We start from the raw sequence: 16,904 nt of genomic DNA, 5'->3' as shown, positions 1-16,904 counted from the left end.
GCGCGCCGTTTGAGCACAGAGGATGTTGATGTTTGAGCGCGTGACGTGTAAGGGTTTTAGGCTCTTAACGCTGTCTGATCCCCGCCCAGGCCCGGAGGAAGGAAAATAATAAGAGCTGTGTGGGCAAATACGTGAAAAAACAACGACCTGTCAACTTGGATCTGCAAACGATCCGGTTCCCCGTAACTGCGATAGCGTCTATCTTACACCGAGTCTCTGGCGTAATTACCTTCGTTGCCGTGGGTATCCTCCTCTGGCTGCTGGGCCTGTCACTCTCTTCCCAAGAGGGGTTCCTGCAGGCGGCCGCCATCATGAATAGCTTCATCGTCAAATTCATATTCTGGGGCATCCTCACGGCGCTGGCCTATCACATTTGCGGTGGCATCCGTCACTTGTTAATGGATTTTGGCTACATCGAAGAGAGTTTGGCCGCCGGCACCCGTTCCGCCCAGGTGGCGATCGGTCTGACCGTCGTGCTGTCAGTTCTGGCTGGAGTCCTCGTATGGTAAACAACGTTTCTGCATTAGGGCGCAACGGCGTGCACGATTGGCTGCTGCTGCGTGCTTCCGCTATCATCATCACCCTGTACGTCCTGTATATCCTGGGCTTTTTCGTCACGGCTCCGGAACTCACTTATGACATCTGGCGCGGTTTCTTCGCCACTTCCATTACGAAAGTGTTCACTCTGCTGACCTTGCTGTCGATTCTGGTTCACGCCTGGATCGGGCTGTGGCAGGTGCTGACGGACTACGTCAAGCCGCTGGCGGTTCGCCTGGTGTTGCAGCTGGCTGTCGTGGTCGCGTTGCTGGTCTATTTACTGTACGGAACAATCGTAGTGTGGGGTGCTTAAATGAAACTGCCAGTCAGAGAGTTTGATGCCGTCGTAATCGGCGCCGGCGGTGCGGGCATGCGTGCCGCGCTGCAAATTTCCCAAGCGGGCTCGACCTGTGCCCTGCTGTCCAAAGTTTTCCCGACCCGTTCCCATACCGTGTCCGCCCAGGGCGGCATTACCGTCGCGCTCGGCAACAGCCACGAGGACAACTGGGAATGGCATATGTACGACACGGTGAAAGGTTCCGACTATATCGGTGACCAGGACGCCATCGAATATATGTGTAAAACCGGCCCGGAAGCGATTCTGGAACTGGAACACATGGGTCTGCCGTTCTCTCGCCTGGACGACGGCCGCATCTATCAGCGTCCGTTCGGCGGCCAGTCGCTGAACTTCGGCGGCGAGCAGGCGGCGCGTACCGCCGCCGCAGCCGACCGTACCGGCCACGCGCTGCTGCACACCTTGTACCAACAGAACCTGAAAAACCACACCACCATTTTCTCTGAGTGGTATGCGCTCGATCTGGTGAAAAACCAGGACGGCGCGGTGGTCGGCACCACGGCTATCTGCATCGAAACCGGTGAAGTGGTTTACTTCAAAGCCAAGGCCACCGTGCTGGCGACCGGCGGCGCAGGCCGTATTTACCAGTCCACCACCAACGCCCACATCAACACCGGCGACGGTGTCGGCATGGCGCTGCGCGCCGGCGTGCCGGTGCAGGACATGGAAATGTGGCAGTTCCACCCGACCGGCATCGCCGGCGCGGGCGTGCTGGTGACCGAAGGCTGCCGCGGCGAAGGTGGTTACCTGCTGAACAAGCACGGCGAGCGCTTCATGGAGCGTTATGCGCCGAACGCCAAAGATCTGGCGGGGCGCGACGTGGTTGCCCGTTCGATCATGATCGAAATCCGCGAAGGCCGCGGCTGCGACGGTCCTTGGGGCCCGCACGCCAAGCTGAAGCTGGATCACCTGGGCAAAGAGGTGCTGGAATCCCGTCTGCCGGGCATTCTGGAGCTGTCCCGCACCTTCGCGCACGTCGATCCGGTGAAAGAGCCGATCCCGGTTATCCCAACCTGTCACTATATGATGGGCGGCATTCCGACCAAGGTGACCGGTCAGGCGTTGACCGTAAACGAGAAAGGCGAAGACGTGGTGATCCCGGGGCTGTTCGCCGTGGGCGAAATCGCCTGCGTATCGGTGCACGGCGCCAACCGTCTGGGCGGCAACTCGCTGCTGGACCTGGTGGTGTTCGGCCGTTCCGCCGGCATGCACCTGCAGGAATCGTTGGAAGAGCAGGGCGTGAGCCGTGACGCCAGCGACTCCGACGTGGAAGCTTCGCTTGATCGTCTGAACCGTTGGAACAATACCCGTTCCGGCGAAGACCCGGTCGAAATTCGCAAAGCGCTGCAGTCTTGCATGCAGCACAACTTCTCGGTATTCCGCGAAGGCGATGCGATGGCCAAGGGCCTGGAAGAACTGAAAGTGATCCGTGAACGTCTGAAGAACGCACGCCTGGACGATACCTCCAGCGAGTTCAACACCCAGCGCATCGAGTGCCTGGAGTTGGATAACCTGATGGAAACCGCGTATTCCACCGCCGTGTCGGCCAACTTCCGTACCGAGAGCCGTGGCGCACACAGCCGCTTCGACTACCCGGAACGCGATGACGCCAACTGGCTGTGCCATTCGCTGTATCTGCCGCAATCGGAAAGCATGACGCGTCGTGAAGTGAACATGCAACCGAAGCTGCGCCCGGCATTCCCGCCGAAAGTGCGTTCTTACTAATTGCGGAGATCGACAGATGAAACTCGAATTTTCCATTTATCGCTACAATCCGGATGTCGACGACGCGCCGCACATGCAGGACTACACCCTGGAAGCGGAAGAAGGCCGTGACATGATGCTGCTGGATGCGTTGATCCAGCTGAAAGAAAAAGATCCGACCCTGTCGTTCCGTCGCTCATGCCGCGAAGGCGTGTGCGGTTCCGACGGCCTGAATATGAACGGTAAAAACGGCCTGGCGTGCATCACTCCGGTTTCGTCGCTGCGCAAAGGCAACGGCAAGATCGTGATCCGTCCGCTGCCGGGGCTGCCGGTGGTGCGCGATCTGGTGGTGGATATGGGGCAGTTCTACACCCAGTATGAAAAGATCAAGCCATACCTGCTGAACGACGGCAAGAATCCGCCGGCGCGTGAGCACCTGCAGTCGCCGGAACAGCGCGCCAAGCTGGACGGTCTGTACGAGTGCATCCTGTGCGCCTGCTGCTCGACTTCTTGCCCATCGTTCTGGTGGAACCCGGACAAGTTCATCGGGCCTGCCGGTCTGTTGGCGGCGTATCGCTTCCTGATCGACAGCCGTGACACGGAAACGCAAGAACGTTTAGATGATCTGGACGATGCTTTTAGTGTTTTCCGCTGCCATAGCATTATGAATTGTGTCAGTGTATGTCCTAAAGGCTTGAACCCGACGCGTGCGATCGGGCATATCAAGTCCATGCTGCTGCAACGCGGCGCATAAACGGAATGAGATGCTGCGCCGGGCTCTTTTCCGGCGCACATCCCATAGGGGAGGGAACCTCTAAAAACTGACCCGCGGCTGCGGCGCTATGCAGCCTGGTTCTTCCGCCGGTTTTTAGAGGTTCCTTGTAAGGGACCGCAAGGTCCATAACAGAACGTATCGGGCCGTCATGGCCGCAAGTACGTCGAGTGAACCGTTTTACGGCAAACCGTATTCATCACGGTAATTATGTTAACCACGGCGAAAACTAAAGCTTCAAAGCTTAAGGGATCATGATGCAGAACGGCGCAATGAAGGCCTGGCTGGATTCCTCCTATCTGGCGGGCGCGAACCAGTCTTACATAGAGCAGCTCTATGAAGATTTCTTAACCGATCCGGGTTCCGTTGAAGATAGCTGGCGTTCCATTTTTCAACAGCTACCAACCGCGGGTGTCAAACCCGATCAGCTCCACTCTCAAACGCGCGACTACTTCCGCCGCTTGGCGAAAGACTCCGCGCGCTACAACACCACCATCACCGATCCGGCAACCGATGCCAAACAGGTCAAGGTACTGCAGCTGATCAACGCCTTCCGCTTCCGCGGACATCAGCATGCCAACCTCGATCCGCTCGGCCTGTGGCAGCGTGAGCAAGTTCCTGACCTTGAGCCCGCTTACCACAACCTGACCGAAGCCGATTTCCAGGAAACCTTCAACGTGGGCTCTTTCGCCATCGGCAAAGAAACCATGAAGCTGGGCGATCTGTACGCCGCGCTGAAGCAGACCTACTGCGGTTCGATCGGCGCTGAATACATGCACATCACCAACACCGAAGAGAAACGCTGGATCCAGCAGCGCATCGAGTCGGTGGTGGGGCGCGCCAGCTTTACCGCCGACGAAAAACGCCGTTTCCTGAACGAGCTGACCGCTGCGGAAGGCCTGGAACGCTACCTGGGCGCCAAATTCCCGGGCGCCAAACGCTTCTCGCTGGAAGGCGGCGACGCGCTGGTGCCGATGCTGAAAGAGATGGTGCGCCACGCCGGCAAGAACGGTACGCGTGAAGTGGTGTTGGGCATGGCCCACCGCGGCCGTCTGAACGTGCTGATCAACGTGCTGGGCAAAAAACCGGCCGACCTGTTCGACGAATTCGCCGGCAAGCATAAAGAACACCTCGGCACCGGTGACGTGAAATATCACCAGGGCTTCTCCTCCGACGTGGAAACCGAAGGCGGCATGGTTCACCTGGCGCTGGCGTTCAACCCGTCGCACCTGGAGATCGTCAGCCCGGTGGTCATGGGGTCGGTTCGCGCCCGTCGCGATCGTCTGGACGAAGCGCGCAGCAACATGGTGCTGCCGATCACTATCCACGGCGACGCCGCCATTACCGGCCAGGGCGTGGTTCAGGAAACCCTGAACATGTCTCAGGCTCGCGGCTACGAAGTGGGCGGCACCGTGCGCATCGTCATCAACAACCAGGTTGGCTTCACCACCTCCAACCCGCTGGATGCGCGCTCTACCGAATATTGCACCGACATCGCCAAAATGGTTCAGGCGCCGATCTTCCACGTTAACGCGGACGATCCGGAAGCCGTGGCCTTCGTCACTCGCCTGGCGTTGGATTTCCGTAACACCTTTAAGCGTGACGTGATGATCGATCTGGTCTGCTACCGTCGCCATGGGCACAACGAGGCCGATGAGCCGAGCGCCACCCAGCCGGTGATGTATCAGAAGATCAAGAAACATCCTACGCCGCGCAAAATCTACGCTGACATTCTGACCGAACAGAAAGTGGCCAGCCTGGAAGATGCCACGGAAATGGTCAACCTGTATCGTGATGCGCTCGACCGCGGCGATTGTGTGGTTGAAGAATGGCGTCCGATGAATCTGCACTCCTTCACCTGGTCGCCGTACCTGAACCACGAGTGGGACGAAGAGTACCCGAGCAAGGTTGAGATGAAGCGTCTGCAGGAACTGGGCCGCCGCATCAGCACCGTGCCGGAAGCGATCGAAATGCAGTCGCGCGTGGCGAAAATCTACGCTGACCGCGCCGAGATGGCGGCGGGCAACAAGCCGTTCGACTGGGGCGCCGCCGAAACGCTGGCCTACGCCACCATGGCGGATGAAGGCATTCCAATCCGCATCTCCGGCGAAGACGCCGGCCGCGGCACCTTCTTCCACCGTCACGCGGTGGTGCACAACCAGAAAAACGGTTCGGTCTATGTTCCGCTGGCGAATATCCACAGCGGCCAGGGCGAATTCAAGGTCTGGGACTCCGTGCTGTCTGAAGAGGCGGTGCTGGCGTTCGAATACGGCTACGCCACGGCGGAACCGCGCACGCTGACCATCTGGGAAGCGCAGTTCGGCGACTTCGCCAACGGCGCGCAGGTTGTTATCGATCAGTTCATCAGCTCCGGCGAGCAAAAATGGGGCCGTATGTGCGGCCTGGTGATGCTGCTGCCGCACGGCTATGAAGGCCAGGGCCCAGAGCACTCCTCCGCGCGTCTGGAACGTTATCTGCAGCTGTGCGCTGAGCAGAACATGCAGGTGTGCGTCCCGTCCACGCCGGCGCAGGTTTACCACATGCTGCGTCGTCAGGCGCTGCGCGGTATGCGTCGTCCGCTGGTGGTGATGTCGCCGAAGTCGCTGCTGCGTCATCCGCTGGCGGTCTCTTCGCTGGACGAGCTGGCCAACGGCACCTTCCTGCCGGCGATCGGCGAGATCGACGATTTGGATCCGAAAGCGGTCAAGCGCGTCGTGTTGTGCTCCGGTAAGGTTTACTACGACCTGCTGGAACAGCGTCGCAAGAACGAGCAGAAAGACGTGGCCATCGTGCGCATCGAGCAGCTGTATCCGTTCCCGCATCTGGCCGTGCAGGCCGTGCTGGAGCAATACTCGCACGTGCATGACTTCGTCTGGTGTCAGGAAGAGCCGCTGAACCAGGGCGCCTGGTACTGCAGCCAACACAACTTCCGTGAAGTGGTGCCGTTCGGGGCTTCTTTACGTTACGCAGGACGTCCGGCCTCCGCCTCTCCGGCGGTGGGTTATATGTCCGTACACCAGAAGCAGCAGCAGGCTCTGGTGAATGATGCGCTGAATATTGACTAATGTTCGCTCGCTTGCCGGCCGAGGGGCCGGCAAGCAGATGATAAAAAACTTAAGGGAAAGCTAAATGAGTAGCGTAGATATTCTGGTTCCTGACCTTCCTGAATCGGTTGCCGATGCGACCGTAGCCACCTGGCACAAGAAACCGGGCGACAGCGTTCAGCGTGACGAAGTCCTGGTTGAAATCGAAACCGACAAAGTGGTGTTGGAAGTGCCGGCCAGTGAAGCGGGTATTCTCGATGCTATCGTGGAAGAAGAGGGCGCGACCGTACTGTCTCGCCAGCTGCTCGGCCGCATCCGTCCGGGCGACAGCTCCGGCAAGCCGACCGCTGAGAAGAGCCAGGAGAAAGAAGCCACGCCTGCACAGCGCGCGACCGCGAGCCTGGAAGAAGAAAGCAATGACGCGCTCAGCCCGGCGATTCGCCGCCTGATTGCTGAACACGATCTCGATGCCGGCGCCATCAAAGGCACCGGCGTGGGTGGCCGCATTACGCGTGAAGACGTGGAAGCGCACCTGGCTAAAGGCGGCGCCGCTGCCAAACCAGCCGCCGCTGAAGCCGCGCCGCAGCCTGCTCTGGCCGGCCGCAGCGAAAAACGCGTGCCGATGACCCGCCTGCGCAAACGCGTCGCCGAGCGTCTGCTGGAAGCGAAAAACAGCACCGCGATGTTGACCACCTTCAACGAAATCAACATGCAGCCGATCATGGATCTGCGCAAGCAGTACGGCGAAGCCTTCGAGAAACGCCACGGCGTGCGTCTGGGCTTCATGTCCTTCTACATCAAGGCGGTGGTTGAAGCGCTGAAGCGTTTCCCGGAAGTGAACGCGTCGATCGACGGTTCCGACGTGGTTTACCACAACTACTTCGACATCAGCATCGCGGTTTCTACTCCGCGCGGCCTGGTGACGCCGGTACTGCGCGATGTGGACGCCATGAGCATGGCTGACATCGAGAAGAAAATCAAAGAGCTGGCCGTTAAGGGCCGCGACGGCAAACTGACCGTGGAAGAGCTGACCGGCGGTAACTTCACCATTACCAACGGCGGCGTATTCGGCTCCCTGATGTCCACCCCGATCATCAACCCGCCGCAGAGCGCCATCCTGGGCATGCACGCCATCAAAGATCGCCCAATGGCGGTCAATGGTCAGGTGGTGATCCAGCCGATGATGTATCTGGCGCTGTCTTATGACCACCGCCTGATCGACGGTAAAGAATCCGTCGGTTATCTGGTGACGGTCAAAGAGATGCTGGAAGATCCGGCTCGTCTGCTGCTGGACGTCTAGTAACCCTTGCCGGGCGCGGCATGCCGCGCCCGCACTCTGTGCTATGTGGCCGGAAAACCATGCGGTTTACCGCGTAATAATGGTCCGGCTAAAAACCTTCAGAACTGAATGGATAGAACATCATGAATTTACACGAATATCAGGCAAAACAGCTGTTTGCTCGGTATGGCATGCCGGCACCAACCGGTTACGCCTGTACCACTCCGCGTGAAGCAGAAGAAGCCGCATCCAAAATCGGCTCCGGCCCGTGGGTGGTGAAATGTCAGGTTCATGCTGGCGGCCGCGGTAAAGCGGGCGGCGTTAAAGTCGTCAACAGCAAAGAAGATATCCGTGCCTTCGCGGAAGCCTGGTTGGGCAAACGTCTGGTGACTTACCAGACTGACGCGCTGGGCCAGCCGGTTAACCAGATCCTGGTAGAAGCGGCGACCGACATCGATAAAGAGCTGTACCTGGGCGCCGTTGTAGACCGCGCGACCCGTCGCATCGTATTCATGGCGTCTACCGAAGGCGGCGTGGAAATCGAGAAAGTGGCGGAAGAAACCCCGGAACTGATCCACAAAATGACCATCGATCCGCTGGCGGGTCCACAGCCTTATCAGGGCCGTGAGCTGGCCTTCAAACTGGGCCTGACCGGCAAGCAAGTCAGCCAGTTCGCCAAGATCTTCATGGGTCTGGCGACGCTGTTCCTGGAGCGCGACCTGGCGATGGTTGAGATCAACCCGCTGGTGATCACCAAGCAGGGCGATCTGGTGTGCCTGGACGGCAAACTGGGCGCCGACGGCAACGCCCTGTTCCGTCAGCCTGAACTGCGTGAAATGCGTGACCCTTCGCAGGAAGACGAGCGTGAATCCCGTGCGGCTCAGTGGGAGCTGAACTACGTTGCCCTCGACGGCAACATCGGCTGCATGGTGAACGGCGCCGGTCTGGCGATGGGCACCATGGACATCGTTAAACTGCACGGCGGCGAACCGGCCAACTTCCTGGACGTTGGCGGCGGCGCGACCAAAGAGCGCGTGACCGAAGCGTTCAAAATCATCCTGTCCGACGACAAGGTGAAAGCGGTTCTGGTTAACATCTTCGGTGGTATCGTACGTTGCGATCTGATCGCTGACGGCATCATCGGCGCAGTGGCTGAAGTGGGCGTTAACGTCCCGGTCGTGGTGCGCTTGGAAGGGAACAACGCCGAACTGGGCGCCAAGAAACTGGCGGACAGCGGTCTGAATATCATTGCTGCGACCAGCCTGACTGATGCGGCTCAGCAAGTTGTTGCAGCAGTGGAGGGTAAATAATGTCCATCTTAATCGATAAAAACACCAAAGTAATTTGCCAGGGCTTTACCGGTAGCCAGGGGACTTTCCACTCCGAACAAGCTATCGCTTACGGCACCAAAATGGTTGGCGGCGTCACCCCAGGCAAAGGCGGCACTCAGCACCTGGGTCTGCCGGTGTTCAACACCGTGCGTGAAGCGGTTGAAGCGACCGGCGCGACGGCCTCTGTCATCTACGTTCCAGCGCCGTTCTGCAAAGACTCCATTCTGGAAGCGATCGATGCCGGCATCAAACTGATCATCACCATCACCGAAGGCATCCCGACTCTGGACATGCTGACCGTGAAAGTGAAGCTGGACGAAGCCGGCGTGCGCATGATCGGGCCGAACTGCCCTGGCGTGATCACCCCGGGCGAGTGCAAAATCGGCATCATGCCTGGCCACATCCACCTGCCGGGCAAAGTGGGCATCGTTTCCCGCTCCGGCACCCTGACCTATGAAGCGGTGAAACAAACCACCGATGCCGGTCTGGGCCAGTCCACCTGCGTGGGCATCGGCGGCGACCCGATCCCGGGCTCCAACTTCATCGATATCCTGAAGATGTTCCAGCAGGATCCGCAGACCGAAGCGATCGTGATGATCGGTGAGATCGGCGGCAGCGCTGAAGAAGAAGCGGCAGCTTACATCAAAGAACACGTCACCAAACCGGTTGTCGGCTACATCGCCGGCGTAACCGCGCCGAAAGGCAAGCGTATGGGCCACGCGGGCGCCATCATCGCAGGCGGCAAGGGCACGGCGGACGAGAAGTTTGCTGCGCTGGAAGCGGCGGGCGTGAAAACCGTTCGCAGCCTGGCGGACATCGGCGACGCGGTAAAAGCGGTGCTGAAGCGCTAAGCATTGAGTACGAAATAACACTATCTCGACATGTTTGGCCACCCATTGGGTGGCCTTTTTTATGGGGGAAGATCAGAAATCGTTGAGCGCCTTGATCAGCGCGATCCGATCCTGCAGGCGGCGCTGCCGCACCGGATCCGCGGCGGTTTGCCGCTGTTGCTCCAGCGAGGTGAGGGCGGTGCGGTAATCGTCGGCATTGTTGAACAGCGCGTCTTTGACGTTGATCGAGGCGACGTTGGTGTAGCGCCCGTCGTCGGTGGTCGGCACCTGGATAACGCCTTCATTGAGCAGCCGTTTGACGATCGCCCGCTGCGGTTCGTATCCTTCCATGCCAACCAGTTTCCAGCGCTGCGGCGGCACGCTCTGATACTGGCCGTGTTTCACTTCCGTCAGGTAGCGCAGAGTCAGGTTGCGAATGGTGCCTTCTTCTTCACCGTATTGCGCTTTGCTGTCGAACAGCACCGGGAAGGATTGCCCCTCCAGCGCGCCGCCCTTCTGCGTCAGGTGGCCCATACGGTAACTGTTCATACCCAGGCGGATCGGCATGTCGTCGGTGACCGGCGTGCCGTCTGCCAGGCGCAGACTGACGATGCGTGAACCGGCCGGTTGACGCAGATCGATGGTGTAAGTGACGCCGTCGAAGAAATCGTTGGTGGAATATTTGGACGAGCGCCGCGCCGGGTTAAAGCTGTAGGTGACGTCGCCCGGCTGCAGCTGATTGAAATAATCGGCAGACCACTCCATGTAGCGTTTGAGCGCGTTGCCGTTGAGCTGATAAACGGCGATCTCGCCGCCGGCGTATTGGTAGTTAAAGGCGATATCCTTGGCCTTGATGTCGCCGACATCCAGTTTGGCGCGATCGTTGTCGATCTGCAGGGCGATCACCTGCGCCAGCGGTGCATAGTGACGGGCGGCCTGCTGGAATAACTCACTGATGCCGGTATCCTGAACGTGTACCTGAGGAATGCCGCGGAACTCGTCGGCAGGCACCAGATCGCTGCCGCTCAGCTTCGCCACGACTCGGTTGGCGTTGGCGCGCAAAATGTCATGATACGGCTGGTAGAGAGCCTGCATGGCGCTGTCCGGCGCCAGCCGCTTGATGGAATAGGTGTAGCTGTTTTTGTCGATCAGCGTGAATTTGCCATCGCGGCGTTCAAATTGCAGGTCAATGCGTGACAGCGCGCGACCGTACTTATCCGGCTCCGTGATGATGACGCCGTTCACCACCGCTTTGTCGATTTTCACATGCATGTGGCCGGCGACGATCGCCGCCAGCTCCGGGTTGGCGTTGGCGATGTCCGCCACGCCGGTGCCGGGGCGCTGGTTCTCGTTGTCGATGCCCATATGCGCGACCAGCACGATCGCGTCGACCTGGCCGTCGATCTGCCTGATGACCTGTTTCACCGCCTGTACCGGATCGGTGAAGTTCAGCCCTTTGATGCGATCGGTGCCCTTGGCGAATTCCGCAGTCATCGGCGTGTCCATGCCGATGATGCCGATCTTCACGCCCTGGCGTTCGAGGATGGTATAGGCCGGCAGATAAGGTTTGCCGCTGTCCCAGACGATGTTGCCCGCCAGCGCCGCGCCTTTAAACTGTTTGAGCGGCGTGGCCAGCGCCGGCAGACCGAAGTCGAATTCGTGGTTGCCCATCACCCAAACGTCGTAGTCAAGCGCGTTGAGGCCCAGCATCATCGGGCTGACGGCCTCCTGTTTGAAGGTTTCGACGAAGTTGCCCTGGATGGTGTCGCCGGCGTCCACCAGAATCAGGTTGGGCTGTTCGGCGCGCACCTTTTTGACCTGGGTGGCTATCTGGCTCAGGCTGCCCGCCAGGTTTTCCGTGTCGCTGGCGTAGTCCCAGGGCACGAAAGTGCCGTGCAGATCGGAGGTGCCCAACAGGGTGATATTTACCGTTTCGGCGGCCATGGCGTTTCCCGAGAGTCCCAAGACAGAGGCAAAGATGATTTTTTTCATAAGTTATTGTCACTCAATGCAATTTTAACATAAGTGGTCATTTTGCTACAAAATCGCAACCTTTACGATCCCATTGCGAGAAATAGACTAATATTGGAGAGAGATTTGTTGTTTTGTGACTGCTATCACTGTCACGGCTTATTGGAAATAAAAGGTTAATTATGTCGCATAATAAGTGCGTAATAATACAATGGCGGCTCTTTTGAATTACATTTATTTAACACAAAAATATCATTAAAAAACAATTAAACCATTGCGCAACATGACCCTAAGAAAATTATGCGAAATGTGCTGATGAATATGGAAATAATATGCGGATAGGCTTAAATTGTCTCAGATCAAATTAGGCCGAAGTACCTCTTTCGGCTAAGATTTGACCTGTAACCAAAAGTCCAACCCACGTCACGTAAAAACCTATTTATTGTGTGGGATTGGGTGAGTATCATCCATGTTGTGATTATGGATGGTTGATCTTGTTGCATTTGTTACCCGTTGTCGGTTTTCAGTGGCGTGCTTGTCGACGGCCCGTGCGGGCTATTGGCCGAGTGTGCGGTTGAAAGCGGAGAAGCTGGATCAAATTTGTTGTGTTTAAGGGCATTCACTGCGGGGCGTTACTGGCGGCTTTGAAAGAAGCGTGCCGATAACCGCGTGTCGGAGTCTTCCTGCGAGGAGCAAGGAGTCAAGATGTTTGATATTGTCGAACTGTCGCGCTTACAGTTTGCTTTAACGGCGATGTACCATTTCTTATTTGTCCCATTAACGCTCGGTATGGCGTTCTTGCTGGCAATTATGGAAACGGTATATGTCCTGTCTGGCAAACAAATCTATAAAGACATGACCAAATTCTGGGGAAAGTTATTTGCGATTAACTTTGCTCTGGGTGTGGCCACCGGTTTGACCATGGAGTTCCAGTTCGGGACTAACTGGTCATATTTCTCTCATTACGTCGGCGATATCTTCGGGGCCCCACTGGCTATCGAAGGTCTGATGGCGTTCTTCCTTGAATCGACGCTGGTCGGCCTGTTCTTCTTCGGCTGGGATCGTCTGAGCAAGGTGCAGCACATGGCGGTAACCTGGTTCGTGGCCCTCGGCTCCAACCTGTCCGCGCTGTGGATCCTGGTCGCCAACGGCTGGATGCAGAACCCGATCGCGTCGGATTTCAACTTCGAAACCATGCGCATGGAGATGGTCAGCTTCTCCGAGTTGGTGCTTAACCCGGTTGCGCAGGTGAAATTCGTTCACACCGTGGCCGCAGGCTACACCACCGGCGCCATGTTCGTGCTGGGCATCAGCGCTTACTACCTGCTGAAGGGCCGCGACATCGCTTTCGCCAAACGCTCCTTTGCCATCGCCGCCAGCTTCGGCATGGCTGCGGTGCTGTCGGTGATCGTGCTGGGTGACGAATCCGGTTACGAAATGGGCGACGTACAGAAAACCAAACTGGCCGCCATCGAAGCGGAGTGGGATACCCAGCCGGCGCCGGCGTCCTTCACCCTGTTCGGCATCCCCGATCAGGACAAGATGGAAAACTCCTTCTCTATTCAGATCCCGTATGCGCTTGGCCTGATCGCCACGCGTTCCACCGACACTCAGGTCACCGGCCTGAAAGATCTGCTGGCGCAACATGAAGTGCGCATCCGCAACGGCATGAAAGCCTACCAGCTGCTGGAAGAGCTGCGCGGCGGCAATACCGATCCTGCGGTGCGTGCGGAATTCAACAAAACCAAGCAAGACCTGGGCTACGGCATGCTGCTGAAGCGTTATACCCCGAACGTCAGCGACGCGACGGAAGCGCAGATCCAGCAGGCGACCAAGGACTCCATTCCACGCGTGGCACCGCTGTACTTCGCCTTCCGCATCATGGTGGCCTGTGGCGTGCTGATGCTGCTGATTATCGGTCTGTCCTTCCTGAGCGTGGTGCGCGGCCGCATCGGCCAGAAAAAATGGCTGTTGCGTGCGGCGCTGTATGGCTTGCCGCTGCCGTGGATCGCGGTGGAAGCCGGCTGGTTCGTGGCGGAATACGGCCGTCAACCGTGGGCGATTGGTGAGGTGCTGCCGACCGCAGTCGCCAACTCTTCGCTGACCGCGGGCGACATTCTGTTCTCGATGGGGCTGATTTGCGGCTTGTACACCCTGTTCCTGGTGGCTGAAATGTACCTGATGTTCAAGTTTGCGCGTCTGGGTCCAAGCAGCCTGAAAACCGGCCGCTACCACTTTGAACAACCGACTGCCGCCGTGCAGGAAGCGCGCTAAACAGGAGTCCACGTATGTTTGACTATGAAGTACTGCGATTTATCTGGTGGGTGCTGGTTGGCGTACTGCTGATCGGCTTCGCCGTCACCGACGGTTTCGACATGGGCGTCGGCATCCTGGTGCGCATCATCGGTAAAACCGATACCGAGCGCCGGGTGATGATCAACTCCATCGCCCCTCACTGGGACGGTAACCAGGTGTGGCTGATCACCGCCGGCGGCGCGCTGTTCGCCGCCTGGCCGATGGTCTACGCAGCGGCCTTCTCGGGCTTCTACGTCGCCATGATCCTGGTGCTGGCGGCGTTGTTCTTCCGCCCGGTCGGTTTTGACTACCGTTCCAAGCTGGAGAGCAGCCGCTGGCGCAACATGTGGGACTGGGGCATCTTCATCGGTTCCTTCGTGCCTGCGTTGGTGTTCGGCGTGGCGTTCGGCAACCTGCTGCAGGGCGTGCCGTTCCATGTGGACGAGTACCTGCGTCTGTTCTACACCGGCAACTTCTTCCAGCTGCTGAATCCGTTCGGTCTGTTGGCGGGCGTGGTCAGTCTGACCATGCTGGTCACTCAGGGCGCGACCTATCTGCAGATGCGCACCACCGGCGAGATCCACCTGCGGTCACGCGCCGCAGCGCAGATCGCGACGCTGATCATGGCGGTATGCTTCCTGCTGGCGGGTGTGTGGCTGGTTAAAGGCATCGACGGCTACGTGATCACTTCGGCGCTGGACACCATGGCGGAATCCAACCCGCTGCGTAAAGAAGTGGCGCATCAGGCCGGCGCATGGCTGATCAACTTCAACAAGTATCCGCTGCTGTGGGCTTTGCCTGCACTGGGCGTAGTGCTGCCGTTGTTCACCATCCTGTTCTCGCGTCTGGAGAAAGGCGCGCTGGCGTTCGTCACCTCGTCGCTGACCATCGCCTGCGTCATCCTCACCGCCGGGGTCACCATGTTCCCGTTCGTGATGCCGTCCAGCACCGTGCCTAACGTCAGCCTGACCATGTGGGACGCGACCTCGAGCCTGTTGACGCTGAAAGTGATGACCGTCGTGGCGGCGATCTTCGTGCCTATCGTTTTGGCGTACACCAGCTGGTCGTACTACAAAATGTTCGGTCGCCTCGACAAGAATTACATCGAAAACAACAAGCATTCGCTGTACTAAGGATAAGGAGCTAAACCATGTGGTATTTTGCCTGGATTCTCGGAACGCTTCTTGCCTGCGCCTTCGGCATCATCACGGCGCTGGCGCTTGAGCAGAGCGAAGCGACCAAAGCTCAGCAAGACGGTAAGTAATGAGCTCGTCCGTGATTGACAAGCTGTACGCTGTCACCGACAAGGGCCCGGTTCGGGCCCTTTCCCTGGTGCTGGCGTTGATTTTGGCGGGGTGCGTGTTCTGGGATCCGACGCGTTTCGCCGCCAAAACCAGCTCGCTGGAGATTTGGGAAGGGCTGTTGCTGATTTGGGCCGTATGCGCCGGAGTGATCCACGGCTTCGGATTCCGCCCGCAGCGCAGCGTCTGGCGCGCTTTTTTCGCGCCGCTTCCTGCAATTGTGATCTTGTGCGCAGGATTACTTTACGTTTCTTTATAATCTCCCCGATGTCCCCACGTTATGGGCCCTCACGGCCCATAATTATTTTCATTCCCATCTTGTAACCCATTCCCAACCCGATCTGTCTTGCGTATAGTAGCAGCGTTAAATTGCATTGCTGGGAAGTAGAGTGAGTAATACGTTGTTTCGATGGCCGGTTCGCGTTTACTACGAGGATACCGATGCCAGTGGTGTGGTCTATCACGCCCGCTACGTCGCCTTTTTTGAAAGAGCGCGCACAGAGATGCTGCGTCAGCACAACTTTCATCAACAGCAGCTGCTCAGTGAACAAGTCGCTTTTGTCGTCCGGCGCATGACGGTGGATTATCTGGCTCCGGCTCGTCTCGACGAGCAACTGGAGGTCCAGAGTGAAATCACCTCTCTGCGCGGGGCTTCTCTCACGTTTGCTCAACGCATTGTCAATTCTGACGGGGCCCTACTGAGCCAGGCAGATGTCCTGATTGCCTGTATTGATCCACACCAAATGAAGCCAAGAGCGCTTCCTAAGTCTATTGTCGCGGAGTTTAAGCAGTGACTGACATGAACATCCTAGATTTATTCTTGAAGGCGAGCCTGCTGGTTAAGCTTATCATGTTGATTTTGATATGCTTCTCGGTAGCCTCTTGGGCGATCATCATTCAGCGCACCCGCATCCTCAATGCGGCGACGCGTGACGCCGAAGCCTTTGAAGACAAATTCTGGTCCGGTATCGAGCTTTCCCGTCTGTACCAGGAAAGTCAGGCGCGTCGCGATAGCCTGACCGGTTCCGAGCAGATCTTCCATTCCGGCTTCAAAGAGTTCGCCCGCCTGCACCGCGCCAACAACCATGCGCCGGAGTCGGTGATCGAAGGGGCGTCGCGTGCGATGCGCATTTCGATGAACCGTGAGCTGGAAACGCTGGAAACCCATATTCCGTTCCTCGGCACCGTCGGTTCGATCAGTCCGTACATCGGTCTGTTCGGCACCGTGTGGGGGATCATGCACGCCTTTATCGCGCTGGGCGCGGTGAAGCAAGCCACGCTGCAGATGGTGGCGCCGGGTATCGCCGAAGCGCTGATCGCCACCGCGATCGGTCTGTTCGCCGCCATCCCGGCGGTAATGGCCTATAACCGTCTCAACCAGCGCGTCAACAAGCTTGAGCAGAATTACGACAACTTTATGGAAGAGTTCACCGCTATTCTGCATCGTCAGGCCTTCTCCAGCGACAGCAAATAAGTAGGAGGTAG

General features: G+C 58.1%; 15 protein-coding genes. 14 read left to right on the top strand and 1 reads right to left on the bottom strand.

Features of this window, described 5'->3' with window-relative positions; translation table 11 throughout:
- Positions 1 to 119 precede the first annotated feature (119 nt).
- The 8 genes from sdhC (at position 120) to sucD (ending at position 9,873) form a co-directional block, all read left to right on the top strand.
- Positions 120 to 509 (top strand): succinate dehydrogenase cytochrome b556 subunit, encoded by a 390-nt coding sequence (gene sdhC, locus J0X03_RS17700; RefSeq protein WP_004939893.1) that lies wholly within the window; start codon positions 120 to 122, stop codon positions 507 to 509.
- Positions 503 to 850: a succinate dehydrogenase membrane anchor subunit gene (sdhD, locus tag J0X03_RS17695; protein WP_004939891.1), complete on the top strand. Its 348-nt coding sequence runs from the start codon at positions 503 to 505 to the stop codon at positions 848 to 850. The genes sdhC and sdhD overlap by 7 nt, the downstream gene beginning before the upstream one ends.
- Entirely contained in the window at positions 851 to 2,617 is a 1,767-nt protein-coding gene (gene sdhA, locus J0X03_RS17690) for a succinate dehydrogenase flavoprotein subunit (RefSeq protein WP_015376974.1), read from the top strand.
- Positions 2,618 to 2,633: 16 nt separating this feature from the next.
- Positions 2,634 to 3,350 (top strand): succinate dehydrogenase iron-sulfur subunit, encoded by a 717-nt coding sequence (locus tag J0X03_RS17685; RefSeq protein ID WP_015376975.1) that lies wholly within the window; start codon positions 2,634 to 2,636, stop codon positions 3,348 to 3,350.
- Between the two features lie 275 nt (positions 3,351 to 3,625).
- A complete protein-coding gene (gene sucA, locus J0X03_RS17680) occupies positions 3,626 to 6,433 on the top strand; it encodes a 2-oxoglutarate dehydrogenase E1 component (protein ID WP_160204085.1) in 2,808 nt (935 codons plus the stop codon).
- A 64-nt stretch (positions 6,434 to 6,497) separates the two neighbouring features.
- Positions 6,498 to 7,712, top strand: a complete 1,215-nt coding sequence (gene odhB / locus J0X03_RS17675) for a 2-oxoglutarate dehydrogenase complex dihydrolipoyllysine-residue succinyltransferase (protein ID WP_033642197.1) — start codon at positions 6,498 to 6,500, stop codon at positions 7,710 to 7,712.
- Between the two features lie 122 nt (positions 7,713 to 7,834).
- Positions 7,835 to 9,001, top strand: a complete 1,167-nt coding sequence (gene sucC / locus J0X03_RS17670) for an ADP-forming succinate--CoA ligase subunit beta (protein ID WP_015376978.1) — start codon at positions 7,835 to 7,837, stop codon at positions 8,999 to 9,001.
- The gene (sucD, locus tag J0X03_RS17665) at positions 9,001 to 9,873 is read left to right on the top strand and encodes a succinate--CoA ligase subunit alpha (protein WP_004939878.1); all 873 of its coding nucleotides are present in this window, start codon (positions 9,001 to 9,003) and stop codon (positions 9,871 to 9,873) included. The genes sucC and sucD overlap by 1 nt, the downstream gene beginning before the upstream one ends.
- A gap of 72 nt (positions 9,874 to 9,945) precedes the next feature.
- On the opposite strand, the gene J0X03_RS17660 is transcribed toward sucD, so the two are convergent.
- Positions 9,946 to 11,844: a bifunctional metallophosphatase/5'-nucleotidase gene (locus J0X03_RS17660; protein ID WP_160204086.1), complete on the bottom strand. Its 1,899-nt coding sequence runs from the start codon at positions 11,842 to 11,844 to the stop codon at positions 9,946 to 9,948.
- Between the two features lie 684 nt (positions 11,845 to 12,528).
- Between J0X03_RS17660 and cydA the strand changes: the two genes are divergently transcribed.
- The 6 genes from cydA to tolQ all read left to right on the top strand — a co-directional run bounded on the left by cydA (position 12,529) and on the right by tolQ (position 16,893).
- Positions 12,529 to 14,097 carry a cytochrome ubiquinol oxidase subunit I gene (gene cydA, locus J0X03_RS17655; protein ID WP_004939873.1) on the top strand — a complete coding sequence of 523 codons (1,569 nt, stop codon included), beginning with the start codon at positions 12,529 to 12,531 and terminating at the stop codon, positions 14,095 to 14,097.
- A gap of 14 nt (positions 14,098 to 14,111) precedes the next feature.
- Complete coding sequence (gene cydB / locus J0X03_RS17650) at positions 14,112 to 15,251, top strand: cytochrome d ubiquinol oxidase subunit II (RefSeq protein ID WP_015376980.1); 1,140 nt, start codon at positions 14,112 to 14,114, stop codon at positions 15,249 to 15,251.
- 17 nt (positions 15,252 to 15,268) lie between these two features.
- Complete coding sequence (gene cydX / locus J0X03_RS17645; RefSeq protein WP_004939868.1) at positions 15,269 to 15,382, top strand: cytochrome bd-I oxidase subunit CydX; 114 nt, start codon at positions 15,269 to 15,271, stop codon at positions 15,380 to 15,382.
- Positions 15,382 to 15,678: a cyd operon protein YbgE gene (gene ybgE / locus J0X03_RS17640; protein WP_004939866.1), complete on the top strand. Its 297-nt coding sequence runs from the start codon at positions 15,382 to 15,384 to the stop codon at positions 15,676 to 15,678. Before cydX ends, ybgE begins: the two co-directional genes overlap by 1 nt.
- 130 nt (positions 15,679 to 15,808) lie before the next feature.
- Entirely contained in the window at positions 15,809 to 16,213 is a 405-nt protein-coding gene (gene ybgC / locus J0X03_RS17635) for a tol-pal system-associated acyl-CoA thioesterase (RefSeq protein ID WP_004939863.1), read from the top strand.
- Positions 16,210 to 16,893, top strand: coding sequence for a Tol-Pal system protein TolQ (gene tolQ / locus J0X03_RS17630; RefSeq protein ID WP_004939862.1), 684 nt, complete (start codon positions 16,210 to 16,212; stop codon positions 16,891 to 16,893). Before ybgC ends, tolQ begins: the two co-directional genes overlap by 4 nt.
- Positions 16,894 to 16,904: the final 11 nt, after the last annotated feature.

This window comes from Serratia ureilytica, assembly GCF_017309605.1.
In the GTDB taxonomy this organism is placed as follows: Bacteria; Pseudomonadota; Gammaproteobacteria; order Enterobacterales; family Enterobacteriaceae; genus Serratia; species Serratia ureilytica.
Note: the sequence above shows the minus strand (reverse complement) of the source record. Positions and strands in the feature narration are given on the sequence as shown.

Excerpts from the sequence above, each read along its gene's own strand:
- sdhD (WP_004939891.1), top strand. The coding sequence starts at position 503 with ATGGTAAACAACGTTTCTGCATTAGGGCGCAACGGCGTGCACGATTGG.
- sdhA (WP_015376974.1), top strand. The coding sequence starts at position 851 with ATGAAACTGCCAGTCAGAGAGTTTGATGCCGTCGTAATCGGCGCCGGC.
- J0X03_RS17685 (WP_015376975.1), top strand. The coding sequence starts at position 2,634 with ATGAAACTCGAATTTTCCATTTATCGCTACAATCCGGATGTCGACGAC.
- sucA (WP_160204085.1), top strand. The coding sequence starts at position 3,626 with ATGCAGAACGGCGCAATGAAGGCCTGGCTGGATTCCTCCTATCTGGCG.
- odhB (WP_033642197.1), top strand. The coding sequence starts at position 6,498 with ATGAGTAGCGTAGATATTCTGGTTCCTGACCTTCCTGAATCGGTTGCC.
- sucC (WP_015376978.1), top strand. The coding sequence starts at position 7,835 with ATGAATTTACACGAATATCAGGCAAAACAGCTGTTTGCTCGGTATGGC.
- sucD (WP_004939878.1), top strand. The coding sequence starts at position 9,001 with ATGTCCATCTTAATCGATAAAAACACCAAAGTAATTTGCCAGGGCTTT.
- J0X03_RS17660 (WP_160204086.1), bottom strand. The coding sequence starts at position 11,844 with ATGAAAAAAATCATCTTTGCCTCTGTCTTGGGACTCTCGGGAAACGCC.
- cydA (WP_004939873.1), top strand. The coding sequence starts at position 12,529 with ATGTTTGATATTGTCGAACTGTCGCGCTTACAGTTTGCTTTAACGGCG.
- cydB (WP_015376980.1), top strand. The coding sequence starts at position 14,112 with ATGTTTGACTATGAAGTACTGCGATTTATCTGGTGGGTGCTGGTTGGC.
- cydX (WP_004939868.1), top strand. The coding sequence starts at position 15,269 with ATGTGGTATTTTGCCTGGATTCTCGGAACGCTTCTTGCCTGCGCCTTC.
- ybgE (WP_004939866.1), top strand. The coding sequence starts at position 15,382 with ATGAGCTCGTCCGTGATTGACAAGCTGTACGCTGTCACCGACAAGGGC.